The following is a 20,876-nucleotide window of genomic DNA, read 5'->3' on the forward strand; positions in this document are numbered from 1 at the left end:
TTTAGATACAATAGAAGGTCAAATATGGGGACAATCTTCGATGTGTTAATGAAAAAGATGGTGAAATTTGAATAAATATCAATAAAATCAATAGATAACAAGGGTGCTCTAAGCGCCTATACCTATACAAAAAAATCCCGTCTCTTTAAAAGAAACGGGATTTCAAATATAAACTAAACAGCTATTATGCTAGCATCGTCACTGGGTTTTCAATATATTGTTTCAAGGTTTGCAAGAACTGCGCTCCGGTTGCCCCGTCGATAGTTCTGTGATCGCAAGCTAGAGATAACATCATTGTGTTTCCTACCACTATTTGTCCATTTTTTACCACTGGTTTTTCTACAATCGCTCCCACGGATAGGATGGCAGAATTTGGTTGGTTTATGATAGAGTTGAATTCAGTAATTCCAAACATTCCAAGGTTAGAAATAGTAAAAGTACTTCCTTCCATTTCGGTAGGTAATAATTTTTTGTTTTTCGCTCTTCCTGCTAGGTCTCTTACGCTTGCTCCAATTTGAGATAAACTCATACCATCTGTAAAAGGTAATACTGGAACAACCAATCCGTCTTCAACAGCAACAGCAACACCAATATTCACGTGATAGTTGATGATTATTGATTCAGCAGTCCATTGAGAATTGATTTTTGGGTGTTTTTTCAAAGCCAATGCGGAGGCTTTAATGACCATATCGTTAAAAGAAACTTTGGTATCCGGCACGCTGTTGATAATTGCTCTTGATTTCATTGCTTCGTCCATTGTTACCTCAATCACCAAGTTGTAATGTGGTGCAGTGAATAAAGATTCTGCCAAACGTTTTGCAATGATTTTACGCATTGTAGAGTTTTTAATCTCTTCAGTGGCAACTTGTCCTACTGGAACATAAGGTTTAGCAACTGGTGAAGCAGCTTCTGATTTTGCAGGAGCAACTTCCTGAGGTCTGCTATCTGCTACCTGCGGACTGCTCGCTGGGGTAAAGTTCTCCACATCACTTTTGGTGATACGTCCATTTTCTCCTGAACCTTTTACTTGTGATAATTGAATTCCTTTTTCGCTGGCAATTTTCTTTGCCAAAGGCGAAGCTAAAATTCTTTGACCGTCAGCTGGTGCTTCTTGAACGACTGGAGCAGCAGTTTGTGCAACTGGTGCGGCTTTTGCTTCTTCAGTTGCAACAGCTACAGGTGCAATTCCTCCACTGGCAATAATTCCACTAACATCTGTTCCTGCAGGGCCAATGATAGCTAATAAACTATCAATTGGAGCAGTTTCTCCTTCTTGAATTCCGATGTATAATAATGTTCCTTCGTTGAATGATTCGAATTCCATTGTTGCTTTATCCGTTTCTATTTCGGCAAGCATATCGCCTTCGGATACTTTATCACCTACTTTTTTCAACCAAGTAGCTACAGTTCCTTCAGTCATTGTGTCGCTCAAACGGGGCATTGTCACTACGACAACTCCTGCTGGTAGAGCTGTTGAAGTTGCTGCTGCTGGAGCGGCAGTTTCTTCTTTTTTAGCTTCAACTGGAGCTTCTGCTTTTGGTGCAGCTCCATCACCGCTAATTAAAGCTGAAATATCTTCGCCTTCGGTTCCGATAATTGCTAACAACGAGTCGATGGGCGCAGTTTCGCCTGCTTGAATACCAATATATAAAAGAGTTCCTTCGTTGAAAGACTCAAATTCCATTGTTGCTTTGTCAGTTTCAATTTCTGCTAGCATATCGCCTTCGCTTACTTTATCACCTACTTTTTTTAACCAAGTAGCCACCGTTCCTTCAGTCATTGTATCACTCAAGCGGGGCATTGTAATAATTGTTGCCATAATTGATTTATAATTTATGAGGAGTGAATGGATAGTTTTCTTGTTCGTATACTACATCGTATAGCTGTTGAATTTCTGGATAAGGAGATTCTTCAGCGAATGTCACGCATTCGTCAATTAAATCTTTTACTCTTTGATCGATGGCTTCAATTTCTTCTTCGGTAGCATATTTTTGGTCCTTAATTACATCTAAAACTTGTGTAATAGGGTCGATTTTTTTGTACTCTTCTACTTCTTCTTTCGAACGGTATAATTGTGCATCCGACATAGAGTGTCCTCTATAACGGTATGTTTTCATTTCTAGGAATGTTGGTCCGCCATTGTTTCTTGCTCTGTTGATTGCTTCACTCATCGCTTCTGCAACTTTTACAGGATTCATTCCGTCAACGGGTCCGCAAGGCATTTCATATCCTAGACCTAGTTTCCAAATATCAGGGTGATTTGCAGTTCTTTCTACCGAAGTCCCCATGGCATATCCGTTGTTTTCAACTATAAATACAACGGGTAAGTTCCATAGCATCGCCATATTGAAGGCTTCATGAAGAGAACCTTGTCTAGAAGCACCATCTCCAAAATAAGTCAAAGTTACTCCGCCTGTATTGTTGTATTTATCTCCAAAAGCAATACCAGCTCCTAATGGAATTTGGCCACCTACAATTCCGTGACCTCCATAAAATCCATGTTCTTTTGAAAAAATGTGCATAGAACCACCCATCCCTTTTGAGGTTCCCGTTGCTTTTCCTAAAAGTTCCGCCATCACACGTCTTGGATCTACACCCATTCCGATAGGTTGAACGTGATTTCGGTATGCGGTAATCATTTTGTCTTTTGACAAGTCCATAGCGTGTAAAGCACCTGCTAAAACTGCTTCTTGACCATTATATAAATGTAGAAATCCTCTAACTTTTTGTTGAATGTACAAGGCTGCAAGTTTGTCTTCAAACTTTCTCCAAAGTAGCATGTCCTCATACCATTTTAAATAAACTTCTTTTGTAACTTCTTTCATTTGAATTGTTTCTTTAGCAATTATTAGCTGTGTTCATATATTGTAATTGAAAACAATTAGGGTTTTGTACCCTATATTGACTCCCGAGAGATCGGGATGCAAAAATAGCATATTCTAAGGAAGTAGTAAAATTAAAAATACACTTTTAGTATATATTTTGTTTTTTTAAAGAAATTTTTTATCAAACATAAACGGCAAAAGGTTTTTCAGGGAGTCCGATTTGTAAATTTGGCCCATTTCGCCCATAAAATAAATTTCGATTGGTGAGTCTTGTTTGATCTCATATTCGGCAAGGGATTGACGGCAAGAACCGCAAGGAGGAATTGGCGCGGTTGTTTGATTGGTGTCAGAAGCAGCGGTTATGGCCATTTTCAAAATTTTAGCATCAGGATAATTGGCTCCTGCATAAAAAACAGCCACTCGTTCTGCGCAAAGTCCTGAAGGATAGGCAGCGTTTTCTTGGTTTGAACCCAAAACTATTTTTCCGTTATCTAAAAGTAAAGCTGCTCCAACTCTAAATTTTGAGTAAGGAGCATAGGCATTTTTTCTTATTCCGACAGCCTGGTCCATAAGATTTTGAATGTCGGTCGGCAATTCGGTGACAGATTCAAAAACTGAAAATCGGGTTGAAATGATAATGTCGTTCATTGCTATTATTGGAAAAAAAATCCAAACTTCATAGAAATTTGGATTTAGTATTTTTTGTTACTGATTAATACTCATCGTATTTGTCTCCGAAATTGAAAGTAAGTGAGAATCGCAAAGTATTTTCTAGTGGATTTCTAACTTTCGATGTTGAAAACAGATAGGAAACATCCACTTTGACTACGTTGTACTTGAAACCTGCTCCAAGAGAGAAAAATTGTCTTGCCCCTTTATCCGGATTTTCGTGAAAGTAACCTGCGCGTAATGCAAAAGAGTCTTGGTATAAATATTCAGCACCTGCGGAATAAGTTATTTCTTTTAATTCTTCGCTGAATCCGCCGGGAGCGTCAGAAAAAGATTGAGTTACGCCTTCAAACCAACCAATACTTTGATAATTTTCGTTATTTTGGTTTCTTTCTTCTGTAGTAATTGTTCCATCTCCATTCAAATCGGGGTCTTGCGGTGTTGGTACTAATAGTTTACTCACTTCTACATTCAAAGCAACTTTATTATAGTCGTCAAGAATAAAGTCGAATCCACCTCCTAATTTCATATTGGCAGGTAGGAAGTTTGTGCTAGACTGCGTATTGTCATAACTCATTTTTGGACCTAAGTTTTGAATATTAAATCCAGCTCTCCATCTTCCATTAAAATCGTTGAATGATAATTCTTCTGTTTGGAAAAAACCTGCAACATCAACGGCAAATGAACTTGCAGATGAAGCATCACCTATATCTGAAGCTACTTTTAAATTAGAATTGATAAAACGCGCACCAACAGCCATCGAGAATTTTTCGCTCAATTTTAAGGAATATGAACCGTCAAAAGCAAATTCATTTGGAGATACGGTTCTTGGGATTTCGTTTGGATCACCAGTCTCACGTAATTCAATATCTCCTAATCCAAAGAATCGAAAGCTACCAGCAAAGGCGCTTTTTTCGTTGATTCTGTTATAATAGTTAAGTTGTCCTAGCGAAATGTCGTTGACCAAATCGGTAAGATAAGGAGTGTAACTTATTGAAAAACCTGTTTTGTCTATAGCAAAGGCATATTTTGCAGGGTTCCATTGTTGTGAAAAAGAATCGGCTGACGAAGCTACTCCGTTATCGGCCATACCTGCAGATCTAGCATCTGCACTTATTAATAAAAATGGGACTGCAGTTGTAATGACATTTTCCTGTGCTTTTACTATTGTTAAGGAAAACAAGCACACAAAAAGTAAAGAAATTTTTCTCATTGGTTTTAAATAATAATTGGACAAATATAGTATTTTATTAAAGTATTACAAGTTTTTCAATTTTTTCCGCTTTCGAATTTGTTAGGTTCGATTTCACGGTTAGTTTATATACATAAACCCCTTTTCCTATTCTATTTCCAAAATCATCTTTACCGTCCCAACTGATCTCTTTTGAGAGAAAACCCTCGGTTGTGATGATTTGGTTTCGTGTCCAAACCACTTTTCCAGTTATTGTAATCACCTGAACTTGAACTTCTAGAGGTTCGAATGGTCTGTTGTGCGAAAACCAGAACTCAGTATAGTTTACAAATGGATTAGGATAATTTAACACGTTTGTCAATGCTATTGATGCGTTTCCAACTACTACAAACTGAATTTCGGCAGTAATAGGATTGTTGTAAACATCCCAAGCCTTAAAAGTTATAGTGTGCAAACCGGCTGCTAAATTTCTCAAAGGAAATCGTAAAGTTCCTTTGGTAAAATCGTTCAGAGTGGTTTGATAATAATCGTTTAAAATATAAGGATTATCAACGTCTCCGTCTAATATTGCTACTATATCGTGACCAATTCCACTAGCCGTATTGATTCCGCTTTCATCTTCAAGGTTTGCAACTAGAAATGGAGATTCGTTTGTGGTTCCGCCAGAGACAAAAGTTTCATCATTCATATATAACTTCACTCTTGGATTAATATTGTCCACTACTGCATTTTCATTTATTCCGCCCACTTTTATACTCGTATCAAAACCCGCTTGATTCTCGAATAGTTGATTTTTTTTGGCATAAAAACTAATTTTCCCATTAGATACGGGAACTCGAATATCTCTAGGCACTATGAAGCTAAATTCAAATTGTCCATTGGTTATAGAGGCATTTCCTCTAAAAATGGTCTCTCCTAATTCATTGAAAGACATCGTAGGACTGTTCCCATCATTGTTTAAAGTGGTGCGAGTTATAAACTTATCGAAAATGGCAGTTGACAATTCTCCGTTATAATTTGTTATTGGAATATTATTTTCATCTGTTATTTCGCCTGTTATTTTCATTTTTGCCAATGATTTAAAATCAGCAATAGGTTGCGTAACAGGAACGTCATTTACTTTGGTCAGCCTAATTTTTGGTTTGGCGATCGCAAGCATTAAGGCAGGGTCACCAAGGTAAAAAACTACATTGGTAGATGAGTTTGGATTGCTGTTTTTTGAAATCCTTAGCGCTTCAGCTATTGAGGTGTAATTATTAGAGCCGTAAGCAAATAAGTTCTTGGCAAAAACATCATTGAAATTTTCTGCGCTAAATTGTCCTATTGAACGAATGGTGGTTATCATAGAAATCGCCCCGCCCTTTGGGTTCCAATAAGTGAATTCGCCAGCGGTTGCTTTTGACGGGTTGTCAAATCTTGAAAAATCACAGGTAATAGTTATAAACAATGGGTATTTATACTGGTTGCTAAGATTCTGTCCGTCTGATTTTTCCCAAAGACGCTCGCTTGCTAGTCCGTCCTCACCACCGTGTCCTAAATAATTTACTACAAGAGCTCCTTTTTCGAAAGCGCTGAACAAATCGGTTCTGGCTTTGGGATAGCGAGACCCACCTGCTGATGCTTCTTGAACGTACGAGTCTAGCAATACTTTATTAACATTCAAAAAAGGTTTTTCAGATGTAATCTTATCAGCCAAGATATTTTGCCTGTTTTGTAAACTTGTGTCCGATGATTTATCGGAATCATCACTAACCATCACATAATTATTTCTCCAAGAGCCGTATGATTTTACGTCATGATATTCAATCACTTTATTAACCATTTCCTCGGCTTTTGAGCTGCTATCGTTAATCATTCTGCCAACCGCAATGTCAATACCTCCAAAGAAACCGCCGATATTTCCTTCGGTCAAGTCCATCAATCCATAAAAATCATCAGAAGCATAGGAAGATTCCCCGTCGGAATTGCTGTTTAAAGAATGGTATATAGGTACAATATTGGTGTTGTTAGGCGTTTTGTTTTTATAATCATAAGAAGCATCGCCAAAAAGGTTGATGTATTTTATCCTTTTGTCAGGGGCAGATGCATTTTGATAAATGTATTTGATGCAATTTCTTATTGCAGCAATGTCTTGTTTGCCAGATGAAAACTCCTGATAGATGGACTCAAGAGTAATTACTTTGACGTTTAAATTGGAATAGGAACGGTGAAAATTAGCCAATTTATCGGCTTGTGATGCCAAGAATGCGGGGGTAACAATCACATAATCGATATCTTGAAATTGGCCTTGGGCGTTTTTGAAAAGAGTGCCTTTTAGGTTTTGATTGGTTATTTTTGTTTTGCTCGTTTTCAACGGAGTGTAATAATCTGATTGGTCAATAGCAACATATTTTCGAAGTTGACCTAAATTTGCTTTAAAAGAAAACGAGGCTTGACCTGAATTTTCTAATTTGCTGACATTATATAGGTCTGTTACATCCCAAATTTGTGAAATCCCATTGGCGTTTGAAACTTCATAACTCACAATCCCCAAACTAGCAGATGATAAGTCGTATTGAAAGAGAAATTGTTTGCCATAACCCTGTATTTTTCTCTTGGCTATGAGCATAATTTTATCTAAGTACCCTTTTGAACCTGGAACTCCATTGTTATTATATGATAATTTTATTTTTACATTATCTGCAGCTGGAAAACTTGCATTGCCTGGCAAAGAGGCAGCATTGAATAAAACCCCAGAATATTGTACTAAGGCGGGGAAGGACATAGTGCCAATGTCTAGTCCATTTGCTGATGCTTTAAATGTGGTTGGCGTATAGGCTACAGATGCGGTGTTGAGCCTTATTTTTATAGGTGTTGATGTGTCAACATTGGGAAAATTAAACGAAAATTCTTGGTCTTGATTGATGTCAAACACTTCTCCAAACCATTGTCTTCCCAGTTTTCCAATATTTGTCAAATCTACTTCGTAAAATTGATGGTCGTCAAATGTGTTTAAAGTAATGGTACTGCTTCCGCTTGGCTGTGTCATCGTCGCAATTCTTTTTCCATCATTACCTTGGGTTGTTATATAATAATAGGACTTAGTATCATATAGATTAATGTTGGTTTGACTTTCATCGCTCCAAGTGTCGATACCCTCAGCATAAAACAAGATGTAATCTTCGTTATTAAAAGTACCATCGCTTTCGCCAACAATCTGAATGGCATTTTCAGTTAGGTCGGCCGGATAAAAAGTGGCGTTTGAGAGAGGGAGCATTCTGCCGCCGTTACCATAAATTTTTAATTTCCTTGGATCAATACCATTCATATTGATGCCTAATTGTTGTAAAAAACCTCTTGAAATTTTGTACACGCCTGATTTTTCAACATAAAACTGATACCAATCGCCGGTTGCTAAAATTGAATTGGAAATTGCTGTAGTGGCTTTGGTTTGCGAAATTCTCGACGCGGTATTGCTGCTTAAAGAAAAGGAAAAGGATTTAATTCGCTTGTATCCAAAGTCGTCTTTTACAATTGGGGAAAGATAAAGAAAAGCTTGTTTTATGTCTCTTGACTCATTTATTTTTATGGTTGCAGCAGGTGTTTTTGGAATACTTAATGGGTCTAAATCGCCAAGTTGAGTTTCGTTGATTGACTCATAAATTATGTTCGTTAGTTGTACGCTGTTTCCGGATAAAGACTTTGAGTCACTTAAGTTGTATATAAAAAATATTGCTTTTTTTGACGGATCGTAATTAAAGCTATTCCCCGTGAATTGTGGGATATTTATCTTGTTTTCGCCAAATAACATTTCGGTCTTTTCAAGCCAGTCTATGGTCAGGTCTCCTTTGATTTGCGCAAAAGGAAAGAAAGGAATGAGGAGTAAAAATGCTATAAGTGTTTTTTTCATAATGTTGTAAAACGCCATAATTGGAAATATATTACGGGGAGTAAAAATATATCATTTAGTGTAATTTTAATAATAAATAGTATAAATTTGCGTTTGAGTTGTGTCAATTGGAGAAATATAGCGCGGTTCAATTTATTAAATAAAAAATGTTGTTGCAGTTTAATGGTTAATTATTATATTGCACACCTCAATTTATCACCTACTAAAGATTATGAAAGTAAACAGAATTATGACCTTACGTTTGATATTATCAATGATTGTAATCGTTGGTTTTACAAGTTGTAGTAAAAAATCTAGTACAAAAGGCGCTTCGCAGGGAACTGGTTGGAAAGTCGATAGTAAAAAAGGATCTCCTAATAGAAAACAAGAAGCCGGTCCCGGATTGGTTTTTGTAGAAGGCGGTACGTTTACTATGGGTAAAGTTCAGGATGATGTGATGCACGATTGGAATAATACCCCTAATCAACAACACGTTCAATCCTTTTATATGGATGAGACTGAGGTTACCAATGCTATGTATATAGAATATTTAGATTGGGTAAAAAAAGTTTTCCCGCCTACTCAAGAAAATTACAAGGCAATATACGAAGGAGCTTCGCCCGATACTTTGGTGTGGAGAAATAGATTGGGTTACAATGAAACGATGACTAACAATTATTTGAGACATCCTTCTTATTCTCAATATCCAGTTGTTGGGGTTAATTGGATTCAAGCAGTTGAATTTGCTAAGTGGAGAACCCAACGCGTGAATGAGGCTTTATTGGAAAAAAACGGTTATCTTAAAAAGAATTCAAAAACAAATGACGTAACTGCCGAAAGTAATTTTGACACAGAAACCTATTTGAATTCACCAACATCGACGTATGGCGGTAATGCAGAAATAGTTTTGCCCGGAAAATATGCGGATAAAAAAGGAGGGGTACGACAAACAAAACCCGGAAAAGATGGAAAAGTGGTTCCTCCTACAAATATTTATGCGCAGCGTTCTTCAGGAATCTTACTACCTGAATACAGACTTCCAACTGAAGCGGAATGGGAGTATGCTGCTGCTGCAGATGTAGGACAAAGGGAATACAACATATACAAAGGGCAGAAAAAATATCCTTGGTCGGGAAGTTATACTCGTTCAGGAAAAAGACAAAGCAAAGGAGATCAGTTGGCCAACTTTAAACAAGGAAATGGAGATTATGGAGGAATTGCCGGATGGTCTGATGATGGAGCGGATATTACAAACCAAGTTAAAAAATATGCAGCCAATGATTTTGGGTTGTACGACATGGCTGGTAATGTTGCCGAATGGGTAATGGATGTTTACAGACCCATTGTAGATAATGAAGCTAATGATTTCAATTATTTTAGAGGAAATCAATACACGAAAAACCAAATTGGAAAAGATGGTAAGATTAAGATCGTTGGGAAAGATAGCGTTCAGTATGCTACTTTAAGCAATGGTAAAAAAGTGGCTACTAGCTTTCCTGGTCAAATTGCTCAAGTGCCAGTGGATGAAAATGAAACTTATTTAAGACAAAATTTCGACAAAAGCAACAACGTCGACTACAGAGATGGGGACAAGCAATCTACTAGATATTTTAATTTTGGAGATTCTGAATCCGACACTAAAAAACAGAAAGAAGAAAGAGCGATGTATAATTCTCCAAAACACAATGTAAGAATTGATAGTCTAGGCAATATGGTCAGAAACTACGACAAAAACAGTAAAAGGACCACTTTGATTGATAATAATGTTAGAGTATATAAAGGAGGTTCTTGGAGAGATAGAGCATATTGGTTAGATCCAGCTCAAAGAAGATATTTCCCTCAAGATATGGCTACTGATTACATAGGGTTTAGATGTGCAATGTCTAAAGTAGGGGCCAAGTCTGACAAAAGAAAAACTGCAAGACATTAATCTTATAAATTACAATTTAAAAAGCCCTTTGATTAGGGCTTTTATTGTTTTAATTATTTTTTAAAATGGATATTTCTCACATTCACAGTTTGTTTTTAAAATGCAATTCGGTTTCGATTGATACTCGTAAAATCGAATCAGGTTCTTTGTTTGTTGCCATCAAGGGCGAAAATTTCGATGCAAATACTTTTGCAAAGGAGGCAATCGAGAAAGGGGCTTCATATGTTATTATTGATAATGAAAAGTACTATCTAGACGAAAGAACTATCGTTGTAGAAGATAGTTTAGTGGCTTTGCAAGAGTTGGCCAAATACCATCGGCACTATTTAAAATTACCTATTATTGCACTTACTGGAAGCAACGGAAAAACAACTACCAAGGAATTGATAAATGTTGTTCTTTCTCAGAAATTCAAAACCAAAGCTACCGTTGGGAACTTGAACAATCATATTGGTGTTCCCTTGACCTTGTTGACTTTTGACAGCGAAACCGAAATTGGAATTGTGGAAATGGGTGCCAATCACCAAAAAGAAATTGAGTTTCTTTGCGAAATAGCCCAGCCTAATTACGGATATATTACAAACTTTGGGAAAGCACATTTAGAAGGTTTTGGTGGTGTAGAAGGTGTTATCAAAGGTAAAAGCGAAATGTATAATTACATAGCAGCAAATTCTAAACTGGCGTTTATCAACTTAGAAGATAAAATTCAAGTTGAAAAATCAAAAGCATTTCGATATTATTCTTTTGGAATCAATAAAGAGAATGCCAATGTTAATATAAGTTCAATTAAGGCAAATCCATTTGTTGAAATTAATTTTTCGGATATGGAGATTCAGACACATTTAATCGGTTTGTACAATGCCAATAATATTAATGCAGCACTTACCGTCGGAAAATATTTTGGGGTTGAGAATGCTGACATCAAAACAGCCTTAGAAAGTTATATTCCTGAAAACAATCGCTCACAATTATTGTCAAAGGAAACAAATCAAATTATTCTCGATGCTTATAATGCCAATCCCAGTAGTATGGCGGTTGCAATTGAGAATTTTTTACAATTGGATGATTCAAATAAGATACTGATTTTAGGCGATATGTTCGAGCTTGGCGAAGATAGTTTTAATGAGCATAAAACTATAGTGAATTTGCTTTTGAATCAAAAAGATATAACTGTTTATTTTGTAGGTAGAGAATTTTTCAAACATCAGATCAGCAGTAATGGTCTTCATTTTTTTGAAACTTTTGATGCTTGTTCAGAATGTTTAAAAGGGTTAAAAATAGAAAACAGTTCACTTCTGATAAAAGGTTCCAGAGGAATGGCTTTGGAGAGAACACTTCAGTTTTTGTAAAAGAAAAGATAGGTGCAAAACCATACAATTGAATTATAGTGAGTTTCTAAGGATCAAATGGCATTTGTTTTCTATTTGGTCCTTATTGTTTTTCAAAACCATTTGAGCTAGTATTCTTCCCATTAGTTCAAAATTGGTCGAAATGGTGGTAATGCCGTTTTCGATAATCTTTTTGAGTGGCGTTTCATTGTATGAAATAACGCCAAATTCAAGACCGATTTTTAAGTCTTTTTTTTTTGATTTTTCGATTATTCGAACCAAATCCCGATCGTTCGGTATAATATAGACTTCCCCTTTTTTTATTTCCCTGTTTTTAAATTCAGTGATGATTTCATATTCGAATCCAAAATCATTACAAAAGTTTTCGAACCCAATTTTCATTCCTAAAGGTTCCCGAAACCCTGGAAAAATTAAAATAATATTTTCGTATTTATTCAACTTATTTTTCCCTAAAACTAAGCAATTGTATATGTCTTTTTGGTGGTTTTGGTATATCGCTGGGTACGATTTTAGTTCGGGATTAGTTTGGTCTAGGATGTAGACTTCGTTAACTGGTAGGGTTTGTATAGCTAATGAGGTACCAACTAAATTAGTGGGCATTATGATGTATTTCGTATAATTCCCGTTGCTGTCATCTATAAGTTTTTGAAAGACCTTACTATTGAAATGGTGAAAAAAAATATCCACTTGACTGTCTTTTCCGATATGATTTAGGAACGAATTATAGAGGTCTTCTTTGAAGCTGTTTAGTTCATCAAAAAGCATGAAAATTCTATGTTTGATGTTGATTTCAGTGCTTTTTACATAATATCCTTTGCCGAGAATGGCATAGATTAATCCTCTTTTTTTTAACTCATCGTAGGCTTGTAAGACCGTGTCCCGTGACAAAGAAAACTCAAGACAGACTTTGTTGATAGAGGGTAATTTTTCATCCTTTTTCAACTGGCCCACATCGATGGTTTTTTCAATCGAGGAGATGATTTGCTTGTATTTAGGGATGCCTTTATTTTCTTGAATGTGTATGAATTTCATTATCAATTATTTTTTTTGCAAGTTACAAAATTAACTGGTAGGTACTGGTGTGTAAAAGTGAAAAATTATTTTACATTTGTTTTTCATATTTAATAAAAACAGAAGCGAAATAAAGCAGATATCCTATTTTGTATTGGGTATTATTGGGGATTCATTTTGTTTATATGCTGTTTTAACTTAATGGTTATTTTGTCAATTCTTTTGCAAAGTTTTGTTTTGTAGGTCAAATAGCTAGTTGTTGTAGTGTAGAATGTTACAAATTATATTATATAAACAGTTAAATTATGAATGAGATTTTAATTAAAAAAACAACTGATTTTTTTCAAAAAAAGTTTAATTCGGTTGCTGATAAAGTGATTTTATCACCTGGCAGAATTAATATTATTGGAGAACATATCGATTATAATGACGGTTACGTTTTGCCTGCGGCAATTGACAAAATTATTTGTTTTGCTTTCGAAAAGAATAATACAACAACAGCTAACATTAGTGCTATCGACCTGGACGAGTCTGTAGTAATAGATGTAACCAAAGATACTGAATTAAGTGACGCAGTATGGACCAATTATTTGAGAGGAGTATTGCTTCAATTGAAATTGAAAGGATTCGAAGTGGGCGGTTTCAATTGTTCGTTCAGCAGTAATATCCCAACTGGTTCTGGTCTTTCTTCTTCTGCGGCTTTAGAATGCGGTTTTTTATATGGGATTAATGAAATGTTCAATTTGGGCATAAAGCCGATCGATATGGCTTTAATGGGGCAAAAAGCCGAGCACTGGGTTGGGGTGAATTGTGGTATAATGGACCAATTTTCAAGTGTTATGGGATTGGAGAATAAGGTGATAAAAATTGATTGTCGCACTTTAGACTATACATATCACGATGCAAATTTTGTTAATTATTCCTTGATATTGTTTGATAGTAATGTAAAACACTCTTTGTTTACTTCGGAATACAATGTTAGACGAATAGAATGTACTGAAGGTTTAGGTATTTTGAAGGCCAATTTTCCAGAAATCAATAGTTTTAGAGATTGCACCGAGGAGCAAGTGGTGAGCTTGAAATCTAAAATGACTGACAAAGTATACAGAAGAAGCTTGTATGCTGTAAAAGAGATTAAACGTGTTATTCTAGCTTGTGCAGCACTTGATAAAGGAGATATAGCGACTTTAGGAAAATTGATGTTCGAAACTCACGATGGCCTGTCTAAAGATTATGAAGTAAGCTGTGAAGAATTGGATTATCTAGTCGATTTAGCCAAAGCCGAAGAAGTTGTTATTGGTTCAAGATTAATGGGAGGCGGATTTGGAGGATGTACTATAACTTTAGTCAAAAAAGGTAGCGAGGAAGCAATAAAAGAAAAATTTACAAAACTATACAAAGAGAAATTTAATATAGACTTGAAAATTTATGATGTAAAAGTGTCGAACGGAACGTCAATATATATTAATTAATTGAAATGAAATCGCCACTATCAAGGAGTTTGTTGCAAACAAACACCAATAAGTAAAAAGGCGATACCATAAATGACCGCAAAAAAACAAAATTTACATTTATGAAAAAATTTGATATATACGAGGATCCACACCGCAGATTTAATCCTCTTATTAATGAATGGGTTTTAGTTTCTCCTCATAGAGCAAAACGTCCTTGGCAAGGTCAAAAAGAAACGATAGCTGCTGATGATAGGCCGGAATACGACCCAGAATGCTATTTATGTCCAGGAAATGTGAGAGCTAATGGAGAAGTAAATCCACAATATACTAAGTCATTTGTATTCGAAAATGATTTTGCTGCTTTAAAACAAGAAGAGATAGATTTTAAAGAAAGTCAAGAAGAAACTTTTTTCAGAGCCAAGCCTGAAAGAGGGATTTCTAGAGTGGTTTGTTTTTCGCCAAAGCACAACATAACCTTGCCAGAAATGGATTTGCCTACTATTGAAGATATCATTCATACTTGGCAAAAAGAGTATACCTCTTTAGGAAGTATTGACTACATCAATTATGTTCAGATTTTTGAAAATAAGGGAAGTGTAATGGGATGTAGTAATCCTCATCCGCACGGTCAGATTTGGGCTCAGTCTTCACTGCCAACTCAAATCGAGAAAACACAAAACAGTTTAAAAGCTTATTTTGATAAAAACGGTAGCAACTTGCTACTGGATTATGTTGCAAAAGAATTAGAAGCCAAAGAGCGAATCGTAATTGAAAACGAACATTTTGTAGCTTTAGTTCCTTTTTGGGCGATTTGGCCTTTCGAAACTATGATTGTTTGCAAGCGTCATGTGACTAAAATTACTGATTTCAACGAGGAAGAAGTGTCTGCCTATGCTTTAATTTTAAAGCAAGTAACTGCAAAATACGACAATCTTTTCGAAACTTCTTTTCCGTACTCTTCAGGAATTCACCAAGCGCCAACAGACGGTATAGATCATCCAGAATGGTTGTTTCATATGCACTTTTATCCACCATTGTTGCGTTCGGCAACAGTCAAAAAATTTATGGTGGGGTATGAAATGATGGGTGAATCTCAACGGGATATCACAGCTGAGAAAAGTGCTCAAATGTTGAGAGATTTATCGGATATACATTATAAAACCAAATAACATATGAAAGTATTAGTTACGGGAGGGCTTGGTTTTATTGGGTCGCATACTGTTGTTGAATTGCAAAACGAAGGATTTGATGTGGTTGTAATTGACAATCTTTCTAATTCCTCCGAAGCTGTTTTGCAAGGCATTTTTGCGATTACTGGCAAAAAACCTATTTTCGAAAAATTAGACTTAAGAGATAAATCATCGGTTCAAGATTTCTTTCAAAGGCATCAGGATGTTAGTGGTGTAATTCATTTTGCTGCTTCAAAAGCGGTTGGCGAAAGCGTTACAAATCCGCTGTTGTATTATGAAAACAACATTTCGTCTTTGATTTATTTGCTGCAAGAGTTAGAAAAAAAAGAGGAAGCTCATTTTATTTTTAGTTCTTCTTGTACTGTTTATGGTCAAGCTGACGTAATGCCTATTGACGAAAACGCCCCAATCAAACCTGCAATGTCTCCTTATGGAAACACTAAACAAATTGGTGAGGAAATTATCACAGATGTATCTAAAATTAGCAATATAAATGCTACATTGCTTCGCTATTTCAATCCAATAGGTTCGCATCCATCTGCTGAAATTGGAGAATTACCATTGGGAGTTCCGCAGAATTTAGTGCCTTTCATCACACAAACCGGTATTGGCTTGCGTAAGGAGTTAATGGTATATGGAAATGATTATCCAACGGTGGATGGAACTTGTATTCGCGATTATATTCACGTCGTAGATTTGGCAAAAGCCCATGTTGTGGCTTTACAAAGATTATTGACCAAGAAAAATTCAGAAAAAATAGAAATTTTCAATTTAGGAACAGGCGTGGGAAGTTCTGTTTTAGAAGTAATTGCGAGTTTTGAAAAAGTGAGCGGCAAACCTTTTCCATACAAAATTGTAGCGCGTAGAGAAGGTGATGTGACTATGGCTTTTGCGAGTACGGATAAAGCCAATAATGTCTTAGCATGGAAAACAGAGTCAAGCCTTGATCAAGCCTTGGAAAGTGCCTGGAAATGGGAACAAAAAGTTAGAACAAGATAAAGTTCAAAAACAATATTTGAATTAGAGTAACTATTTATTTAATAACCAAAATTTTATAACCAACAAAAAACAATTTTTATGAATACACTACAACTTGCCGATTATATGGTCTTTCTGGTATACTTTTTTATAGTATCTGGCTATGGCTATTGGATATACAAACGAAAACAAACAGCCACCCATACTGCTTCACATGATTACTTTTTGGCTGAGGGATCGCTAACTTGGTGGGCTATTGGGACTTCCCTGATTGCTTCAAACATTTCTTCCGAGCAATTTATTGCTATGTCTGGAAATGGATTTAAAATGGGTTTAGCAATTGCTACTTATGAATGGATGGCAGCCTTGACGCTGATTATTGTAGCCGTATTTTTTATTCCTGTTTACCTCAAGAATAAAATATACACCATGCCTCAGTTTCTTCATCAACGATATAACGGAGATATTGCCATGATTATGGCTGTTTTCTGGTTGTTATTGTACGTAATTGTAAATTTAACCTCTATACTTTACCTTGGAGCATTAGCAATTAATGGGATTTCTGGAATAAACCTCGATTTATGTATGTATGGTTTAGCTTTCTTTTCCATTATAATTGCACTTGGAGGAATGAAAGTAATTGGATATACCGATGTTATTCAAGTTGTATTTTTAATTTTTGGAGGCTTAGTAACTACTTATTTAGCATTGGATAAAGTGGCAGAATTAAATGGTCAACACGGAATGCTTCAGGGATTCAATTATATGATGGATCAATCAGGGGATCATTTTCATATGATATTTGAAAAAGACAGCCCGAACTTCCCTAGTTTGCCGGGGCTTACCGTACTATTTGGCGGTATGTGGATTGTAAATTTAAATTATTGGGGTTGCAACCAATACATCACACAGAGAGCTTTAGGAGCTGATTTGAAAACGGCTAGAAGCGGTATTTTATTTGCTGCTTTCTTAAAATTATTAATGCCGGTGATTGTTGTATTACCAGGAATTGCAGCTTATGTAATATATACAAAAGGAGGTTTGCAAACTGAATTATTAGGTCCTGATGGAGTCTTAAACCCCGATCGATCTTATCCAGTTTTATTAAATCTATTGCCTGTGGGCTTAAAAGGATTGTCTTTCGCCGCCCTTACTGCTGCTGTCGTAGCTTCATTGGCTGGTAAAGTAAATAGCATCTCGACAATTTTTACATTAGATATTTACAAGAAGAAAATTGATGTAGATTGTAGCGAAAAGAAAATGGTTCGTGTAGGTAAATGGGCTGTACTTGTCGCAATGTTATTAGCCGTAGTCATTGCTCCACATTTAGGAATTGATAAAAAAGGAGGATTCGAGTTTATTCAAGAGTACACAGGATTTGTAAGCCCTGGTATTTTCGCAATGTTTATACTAGGTTTCTTTTGGAAAAAAACAAGTTCAAATGCCGCTATGTTTGCTACAATTGGAGGTTTCATATTGTCAGTTGTTTTCAAATTCCTTCCTAAAATAATGAATTTAGAATTTTTACATTCAACTGGTTTTTCTGCTTTAGTTCAACAAGAAGATGGAACAAGTATTTATGAAATTCCTTTTTTAGATCGAATGGGATTTGTATTTGCAATTTGTGTGGCTGTAATGATTATTATCAGTTTAATAGACGATAAACGTGGTGTAAAATCGAAAGGTTTAGAAATAGATTCCTCTATGTTCAAAGTGAATAATGCCTTTTTAGCTGGAAGTTTGATAATTGGAGGAATATTAGTGGCATTATATTCAATTTTCTGGTAGAAGAACTAAAAACAATGGAAATAGATAATTTAAATAAAACAAATTTCACTAAAATTATTGATAATCAAGAAGTTTCTCTTTTTAATTTGACAAACAAAAATGGATTTATTTGTCAAATTACCAATTTTGGCGCACGAATAGTGTCTTTTATTATTCCGGTAGGCACATCTGGCATAGACGTTGTTTTAGGTTATGATTCAATAGAAGAGTATCAAAATGACGACTATTATCTGGGAGTTGTCGCTGGGCGTTATGCCAATAGAATTGCCAACGGTAAATTTATTTTAGACGCTAAAGAATATTCATTATTTGTAAACAATGGGCCAAATACACTTCACGGAGGACAGAAAGGTTTTGATAAAGTCGTCTGGAATGCGCGTCCTTTTTTGAATGAAAATAATGAAGAGGCGCTGGAATTAAGCTATCTTTCCATTGATGGAGAAGAAGGTTTTCCGGGAAATCTTAAGGTAAATGTCACCTACACACTGACCAATAAGAATGAAATTAAAATTGATTACAGCGCAGAAACTGATGCCAAAACGGTTCTCAATCTTACAAATCACGCTTATTTTAATTTGAAAGGAGCGGGCGAAGGGACAATAACTTCTCACGATTTGAGTCTAAATGCAGATTATTTTACACCAACCGATGCTGGTGCGATTCCAACAGGAGAAATCCGTAGCGTGTCAAACACTCCAATGGATTTTAGAATTGCTCGCAAAATTGGAGAACGTATCAATGACGATTATGTTGAATTAATTCAAGGAATTGGATACGATCATAATTGGGTTTTAAATAAAGAAAGCAATGCGTTAAGCCACGTAGCAACTGTTTCAGAAGCTTCAACAGGGATTCAGCTGAACGTATTTACTACAGAACCCGGAGTGCAATTTTATTCGGGTAATTATTTGAATATAAAAAAGGGGAAATATGCAAAATCGTATCCAACTCGTTCAGGTTTTTGTCTTGAAACACAGCATTTTCCAGATTCTCCTAACCACGAAGATTTCCCAAGTACAGTATTGAATCCTAATGAAACATATACCCAAACCACAATTTATCAATTTGAAGTTAAATAAAGTAGCATAGATTTTATATTGTAAATAGTAGATTCCATTGTACATTTGTAGCCGAAAAACAACCTATTGGGTTGATATTCTTTACGAATAGCAATTGAAAAAGCCATTCTGAAAAGAGTGGCTTTTTTATAATTATAAAAAATAATGTTATGGCACATAAAGCAGGTTTTGTAAATATCATCGGGAATCCAAATGTTGGAAAGTCAACTTTGATGAATGCCTTCGTTGGCGAAAGATTATCCATTATCACATCAAAAGCGCAAACTACACGACATAGAATTTTGGGAATTGTAAACGGCGAAGATTTTCAATTGATTTTGTCTGATACACCAGGAATCATCAAACCCGCTTACGAAATGCAGGAATCGATGATGAACTTCGTGAAATCTGCGTTTGAAGATGCCGATATCTTGATTTATATGGTCGAAATTGGGGAACAAGAATTGAAAGACGAAGCTTTTTTCAATAAAATTATCCATTCTACAATTCCGGTTTTGTTATTGTTGAACAAAATTGATAACTCCAATCAAGAGCAATTAGAAACCCAGGTTGCTTTTTGGACGGAGAAAGTTCCAAATGCCGAGATTTACCCAATATCAGCTTTGCAAAACTTTAATGTTCCCGAAGTTTTCCAAAGAATTATCGAATTGTTGCCAGAATCTCCAGCTTATTATCCAAAAGATCAATTGACCGACAAACCGGAACGTTTTTTCGTAAACGAAACCATTCGCGAAAAAATCTTGTTGAATTACAGCAAAGAAATTCCGTATGCCGTGGAAATCGTAACCGAAGAATTTTTCGAAGACGAGAACATCATCCGAATTCGTTCCCTAATTATGGTGGAACGTGAAACCCAAAAAGGAATCATCATCGGTCACAAAGGAGCGGCCCTAAAACAAGTAGGAATGGACGCTCGCGCCGATTTAGAGAAATTTTTCGGCAAACAAATTCACATCGAATTGTATGTGAAAGTGAATAAAAACTGGAGGAGCAACGCGAATATGTTGAAGCGTTTTGGGTATAATCAGTAGGTTTATTCCAACTTTTAATTTTGCATTCCAAAATATCTTTACTTTTTTTTAGTTTAGAGGCAATATGTTGAAGTGGTGTGGGTATAATCAATGTTTTTTTACGTTTTAAACCTCTAAAACTATTTTTCTTCTACTAAAAGAAAGAATGCACTTAAACTTATTTCAAAATACTCACATATTTTTGAAAGTGTGGCTACTGTAATATTTTGTTTTCCTTGTTCTATTCTTGCTAAATGAATTCCTGTGTCAAAATAGAATGCCTCTAATGTGATGTTTTTTGTTTTTCGTATTTCTTTGATACAAAAGACTAGTCGCTTCGAAAGTTCCGTATTTTGAAGTTGTTGTGGCATTGTGCCAAATTGAATATACTGATTGAAATAAATAATTAGTCATTCCTTAAAAACAAATTAACAATCTGATTGTTAATAACTTGTGATAAAATAATATTAAAAAAGGCTCTGTTAAATTGCCAAAAAGTGTATATTTCGGTATAAAAAAGTGGCAATATGTTA

Annotated in this window: 15 protein-coding genes; 8 read left to right on the plus strand and 7 right to left on the minus strand. The window is 35.6% G+C overall.

Features of this window, described 5'->3' with window-relative positions:
- Nucleotides 1-184: 184 nt before the first annotated feature.
- The 5 genes from ACIQ1E_RS10010 to porU form a co-directional block, all read right to left on the minus strand.
- Nucleotides 185-1,819 (minus strand): 2-oxo acid dehydrogenase subunit E2, encoded by a 1,635-nt coding sequence (locus tag ACIQ1E_RS10010; protein WP_396171080.1) that lies wholly within the window; start codon nt 1,817-1,819, stop codon nt 185-187.
- Between the two features lie 7 nt (nt 1,820-1,826).
- Nucleotides 1,827-2,825, minus strand: coding sequence for a pyruvate dehydrogenase (acetyl-transferring) E1 component subunit alpha (pdhA, locus tag ACIQ1E_RS10015; protein WP_396171082.1), 999 nt, complete (start codon nt 2,823-2,825; stop codon nt 1,827-1,829).
- A gap of 165 nt (nt 2,826-2,990) precedes the next feature.
- Complete coding sequence (cdd, locus tag ACIQ1E_RS10020; RefSeq protein ID WP_396171084.1) at nt 2,991-3,473, minus strand: cytidine deaminase; 483 nt, start codon at nt 3,471-3,473, stop codon at nt 2,991-2,993.
- 64 nt (nt 3,474-3,537) lie between these two features.
- Nucleotides 3,538-4,707 carry a type IX secretion system outer membrane channel protein PorV gene (gene porV, locus ACIQ1E_RS10025; RefSeq protein WP_396171086.1) on the minus strand — a complete coding sequence of 390 codons (1,170 nt, stop codon included), beginning with the start codon at nt 4,705-4,707 and terminating at the stop codon, nt 3,538-3,540.
- 37 nt (nt 4,708-4,744) lie between these two features.
- The gene (gene porU / locus ACIQ1E_RS10030; protein WP_396171088.1) at nt 4,745-8,575 is read right to left on the minus strand and encodes a type IX secretion system sortase PorU; all 3,831 of its coding nucleotides are present in this window, start codon (nt 8,573-8,575) and stop codon (nt 4,745-4,747) included.
- 211 nt (nt 8,576-8,786) lie between these two features.
- Between porU and gldJ the strand changes: the two genes are divergently transcribed.
- Complete coding sequence (gene gldJ, locus ACIQ1E_RS10035) at nt 8,787-10,484, plus strand: gliding motility lipoprotein GldJ (protein WP_396171090.1); 1,698 nt, start codon at nt 8,787-8,789, stop codon at nt 10,482-10,484.
- A 65-nt stretch (nt 10,485-10,549) separates the two neighbouring features.
- Nucleotides 10,550-11,833: a UDP-N-acetylmuramoyl-tripeptide--D-alanyl-D-alanine ligase gene (gene murF, locus ACIQ1E_RS10040; RefSeq protein WP_396171092.1), complete on the plus strand. Its 1,284-nt coding sequence runs from the start codon at nt 10,550-10,552 to the stop codon at nt 11,831-11,833.
- Between the two features lie 33 nt (nt 11,834-11,866).
- On the opposite strand, the gene ACIQ1E_RS10045 is transcribed toward murF, so the two are convergent.
- On the minus strand, nt 11,867-12,865 hold the full coding sequence (locus tag ACIQ1E_RS10045) for a GntR family transcriptional regulator (protein ID WP_396171094.1): 999 nt from the start codon (nt 12,863-12,865) through the stop codon (nt 11,867-11,869).
- A gap of 284 nt (nt 12,866-13,149) precedes the next feature.
- Here ACIQ1E_RS10045 and galK point away from each other — a divergent pair, with 284 nt between their 5' ends.
- The 6 genes from galK to era all read left to right on the plus strand — a co-directional run bounded on the left by galK (nt 13,150) and on the right by era (nt 20,364).
- Nucleotides 13,150-14,316, plus strand: coding sequence for a galactokinase (gene galK / locus ACIQ1E_RS10050; RefSeq protein ID WP_396171096.1), 1,167 nt, complete (start codon nt 13,150-13,152; stop codon nt 14,314-14,316).
- Nucleotides 14,317-14,417: 101 nt separating this feature from the next.
- Nucleotides 14,418-15,467: a UDP-glucose--hexose-1-phosphate uridylyltransferase gene (locus ACIQ1E_RS10055; protein WP_396171098.1), complete on the plus strand. Its 1,050-nt coding sequence runs from the start codon at nt 14,418-14,420 to the stop codon at nt 15,465-15,467.
- A 3-nt stretch (nt 15,468-15,470) separates the two neighbouring features.
- Nucleotides 15,471-16,487, plus strand: a complete 1,017-nt coding sequence (gene galE, locus ACIQ1E_RS10060; RefSeq protein WP_396171100.1) for a UDP-glucose 4-epimerase GalE — start codon at nt 15,471-15,473, stop codon at nt 16,485-16,487.
- A 78-nt stretch (nt 16,488-16,565) separates the two neighbouring features.
- On the plus strand, nt 16,566-18,254 hold the full coding sequence (locus ACIQ1E_RS10065; RefSeq protein WP_396171102.1) for a sodium/sugar symporter: 1,689 nt from the start codon (nt 16,566-16,568) through the stop codon (nt 18,252-18,254).
- Nucleotides 18,255-18,268: 14 nt separating this feature from the next.
- The gene (locus tag ACIQ1E_RS10070) at nt 18,269-19,333 is read left to right on the plus strand and encodes an aldose epimerase family protein (RefSeq protein ID WP_396171104.1); all 1,065 of its coding nucleotides are present in this window, start codon (nt 18,269-18,271) and stop codon (nt 19,331-19,333) included.
- 149 nt (nt 19,334-19,482) lie between these two features.
- Nucleotides 19,483-20,364, plus strand: a complete 882-nt coding sequence (era, locus tag ACIQ1E_RS10075) for a GTPase Era (protein WP_396171106.1) — start codon at nt 19,483-19,485, stop codon at nt 20,362-20,364.
- 119 nt (nt 20,365-20,483) lie between these two features.
- On the opposite strand, the gene ACIQ1E_RS10080 is transcribed toward era, so the two are convergent.
- The gene (locus ACIQ1E_RS10080; RefSeq protein ID WP_396171108.1) at nt 20,484-20,714 is read right to left on the minus strand and encodes a helix-turn-helix domain-containing protein; all 231 of its coding nucleotides are present in this window, start codon (nt 20,712-20,714) and stop codon (nt 20,484-20,486) included.
- Between the last annotated feature and the right edge of the window lie 162 nt (nt 20,715-20,876).

The organism is Flavobacterium sp. (assembly GCF_044348915.1).
In the GTDB taxonomy this organism is placed as follows: Bacteria; Bacteroidota; Bacteroidia; order Flavobacteriales; family Flavobacteriaceae; genus Flavobacterium.

What these genes read in the sequence shown, in the direction of transcription:
- ACIQ1E_RS10010 (WP_396171080.1), bottom strand. Translation starts at nt 1,819, where the DNA reads ATGGCAACAATTATTACAATGCCCCGCTTGAGTGATACAATGACTGAA.
- pdhA (WP_396171082.1), bottom strand. Translation starts at nt 2,825, where the DNA reads ATGAAAGAAGTTACAAAAGAAGTTTATTTAAAATGGTATGAGGACATG.
- cdd (WP_396171084.1), bottom strand. Translation starts at nt 3,473, where the DNA reads ATGAACGACATTATCATTTCAACCCGATTTTCAGTTTTTGAATCTGTC.
- porV (WP_396171086.1), bottom strand. Translation starts at nt 4,707, where the DNA reads ATGAGAAAAATTTCTTTACTTTTTGTGTGCTTGTTTTCCTTAACAATA.
- porU (WP_396171088.1), bottom strand. Translation starts at nt 8,575, where the DNA reads ATGAAAAAAACACTTATAGCATTTTTACTCCTCATTCCTTTCTTTCCT.
- gldJ (WP_396171090.1), top strand. Translation starts at nt 8,787, where the DNA reads ATGAAAGTAAACAGAATTATGACCTTACGTTTGATATTATCAATGATT.
- murF (WP_396171092.1), top strand. Translation starts at nt 10,550, where the DNA reads ATGGATATTTCTCACATTCACAGTTTGTTTTTAAAATGCAATTCGGTT.
- ACIQ1E_RS10045 (WP_396171094.1), bottom strand. Translation starts at nt 12,865, where the DNA reads ATGAAATTCATACACATTCAAGAAAATAAAGGCATCCCTAAATACAAG.
- galK (WP_396171096.1), top strand. Translation starts at nt 13,150, where the DNA reads ATGAATGAGATTTTAATTAAAAAAACAACTGATTTTTTTCAAAAAAAG.
- ACIQ1E_RS10055 (WP_396171098.1), top strand. Translation starts at nt 14,418, where the DNA reads ATGAAAAAATTTGATATATACGAGGATCCACACCGCAGATTTAATCCT.
- galE (WP_396171100.1), top strand. Translation starts at nt 15,471, where the DNA reads ATGAAAGTATTAGTTACGGGAGGGCTTGGTTTTATTGGGTCGCATACT.
- ACIQ1E_RS10065 (WP_396171102.1), top strand. Translation starts at nt 16,566, where the DNA reads ATGAATACACTACAACTTGCCGATTATATGGTCTTTCTGGTATACTTT.
- ACIQ1E_RS10070 (WP_396171104.1), top strand. Translation starts at nt 18,269, where the DNA reads ATGGAAATAGATAATTTAAATAAAACAAATTTCACTAAAATTATTGAT.
- era (WP_396171106.1), top strand. Translation starts at nt 19,483, where the DNA reads ATGGCACATAAAGCAGGTTTTGTAAATATCATCGGGAATCCAAATGTT.
- ACIQ1E_RS10080 (WP_396171108.1), bottom strand. Translation starts at nt 20,714, where the DNA reads ATGCCACAACAACTTCAAAATACGGAACTTTCGAAGCGACTAGTCTTT.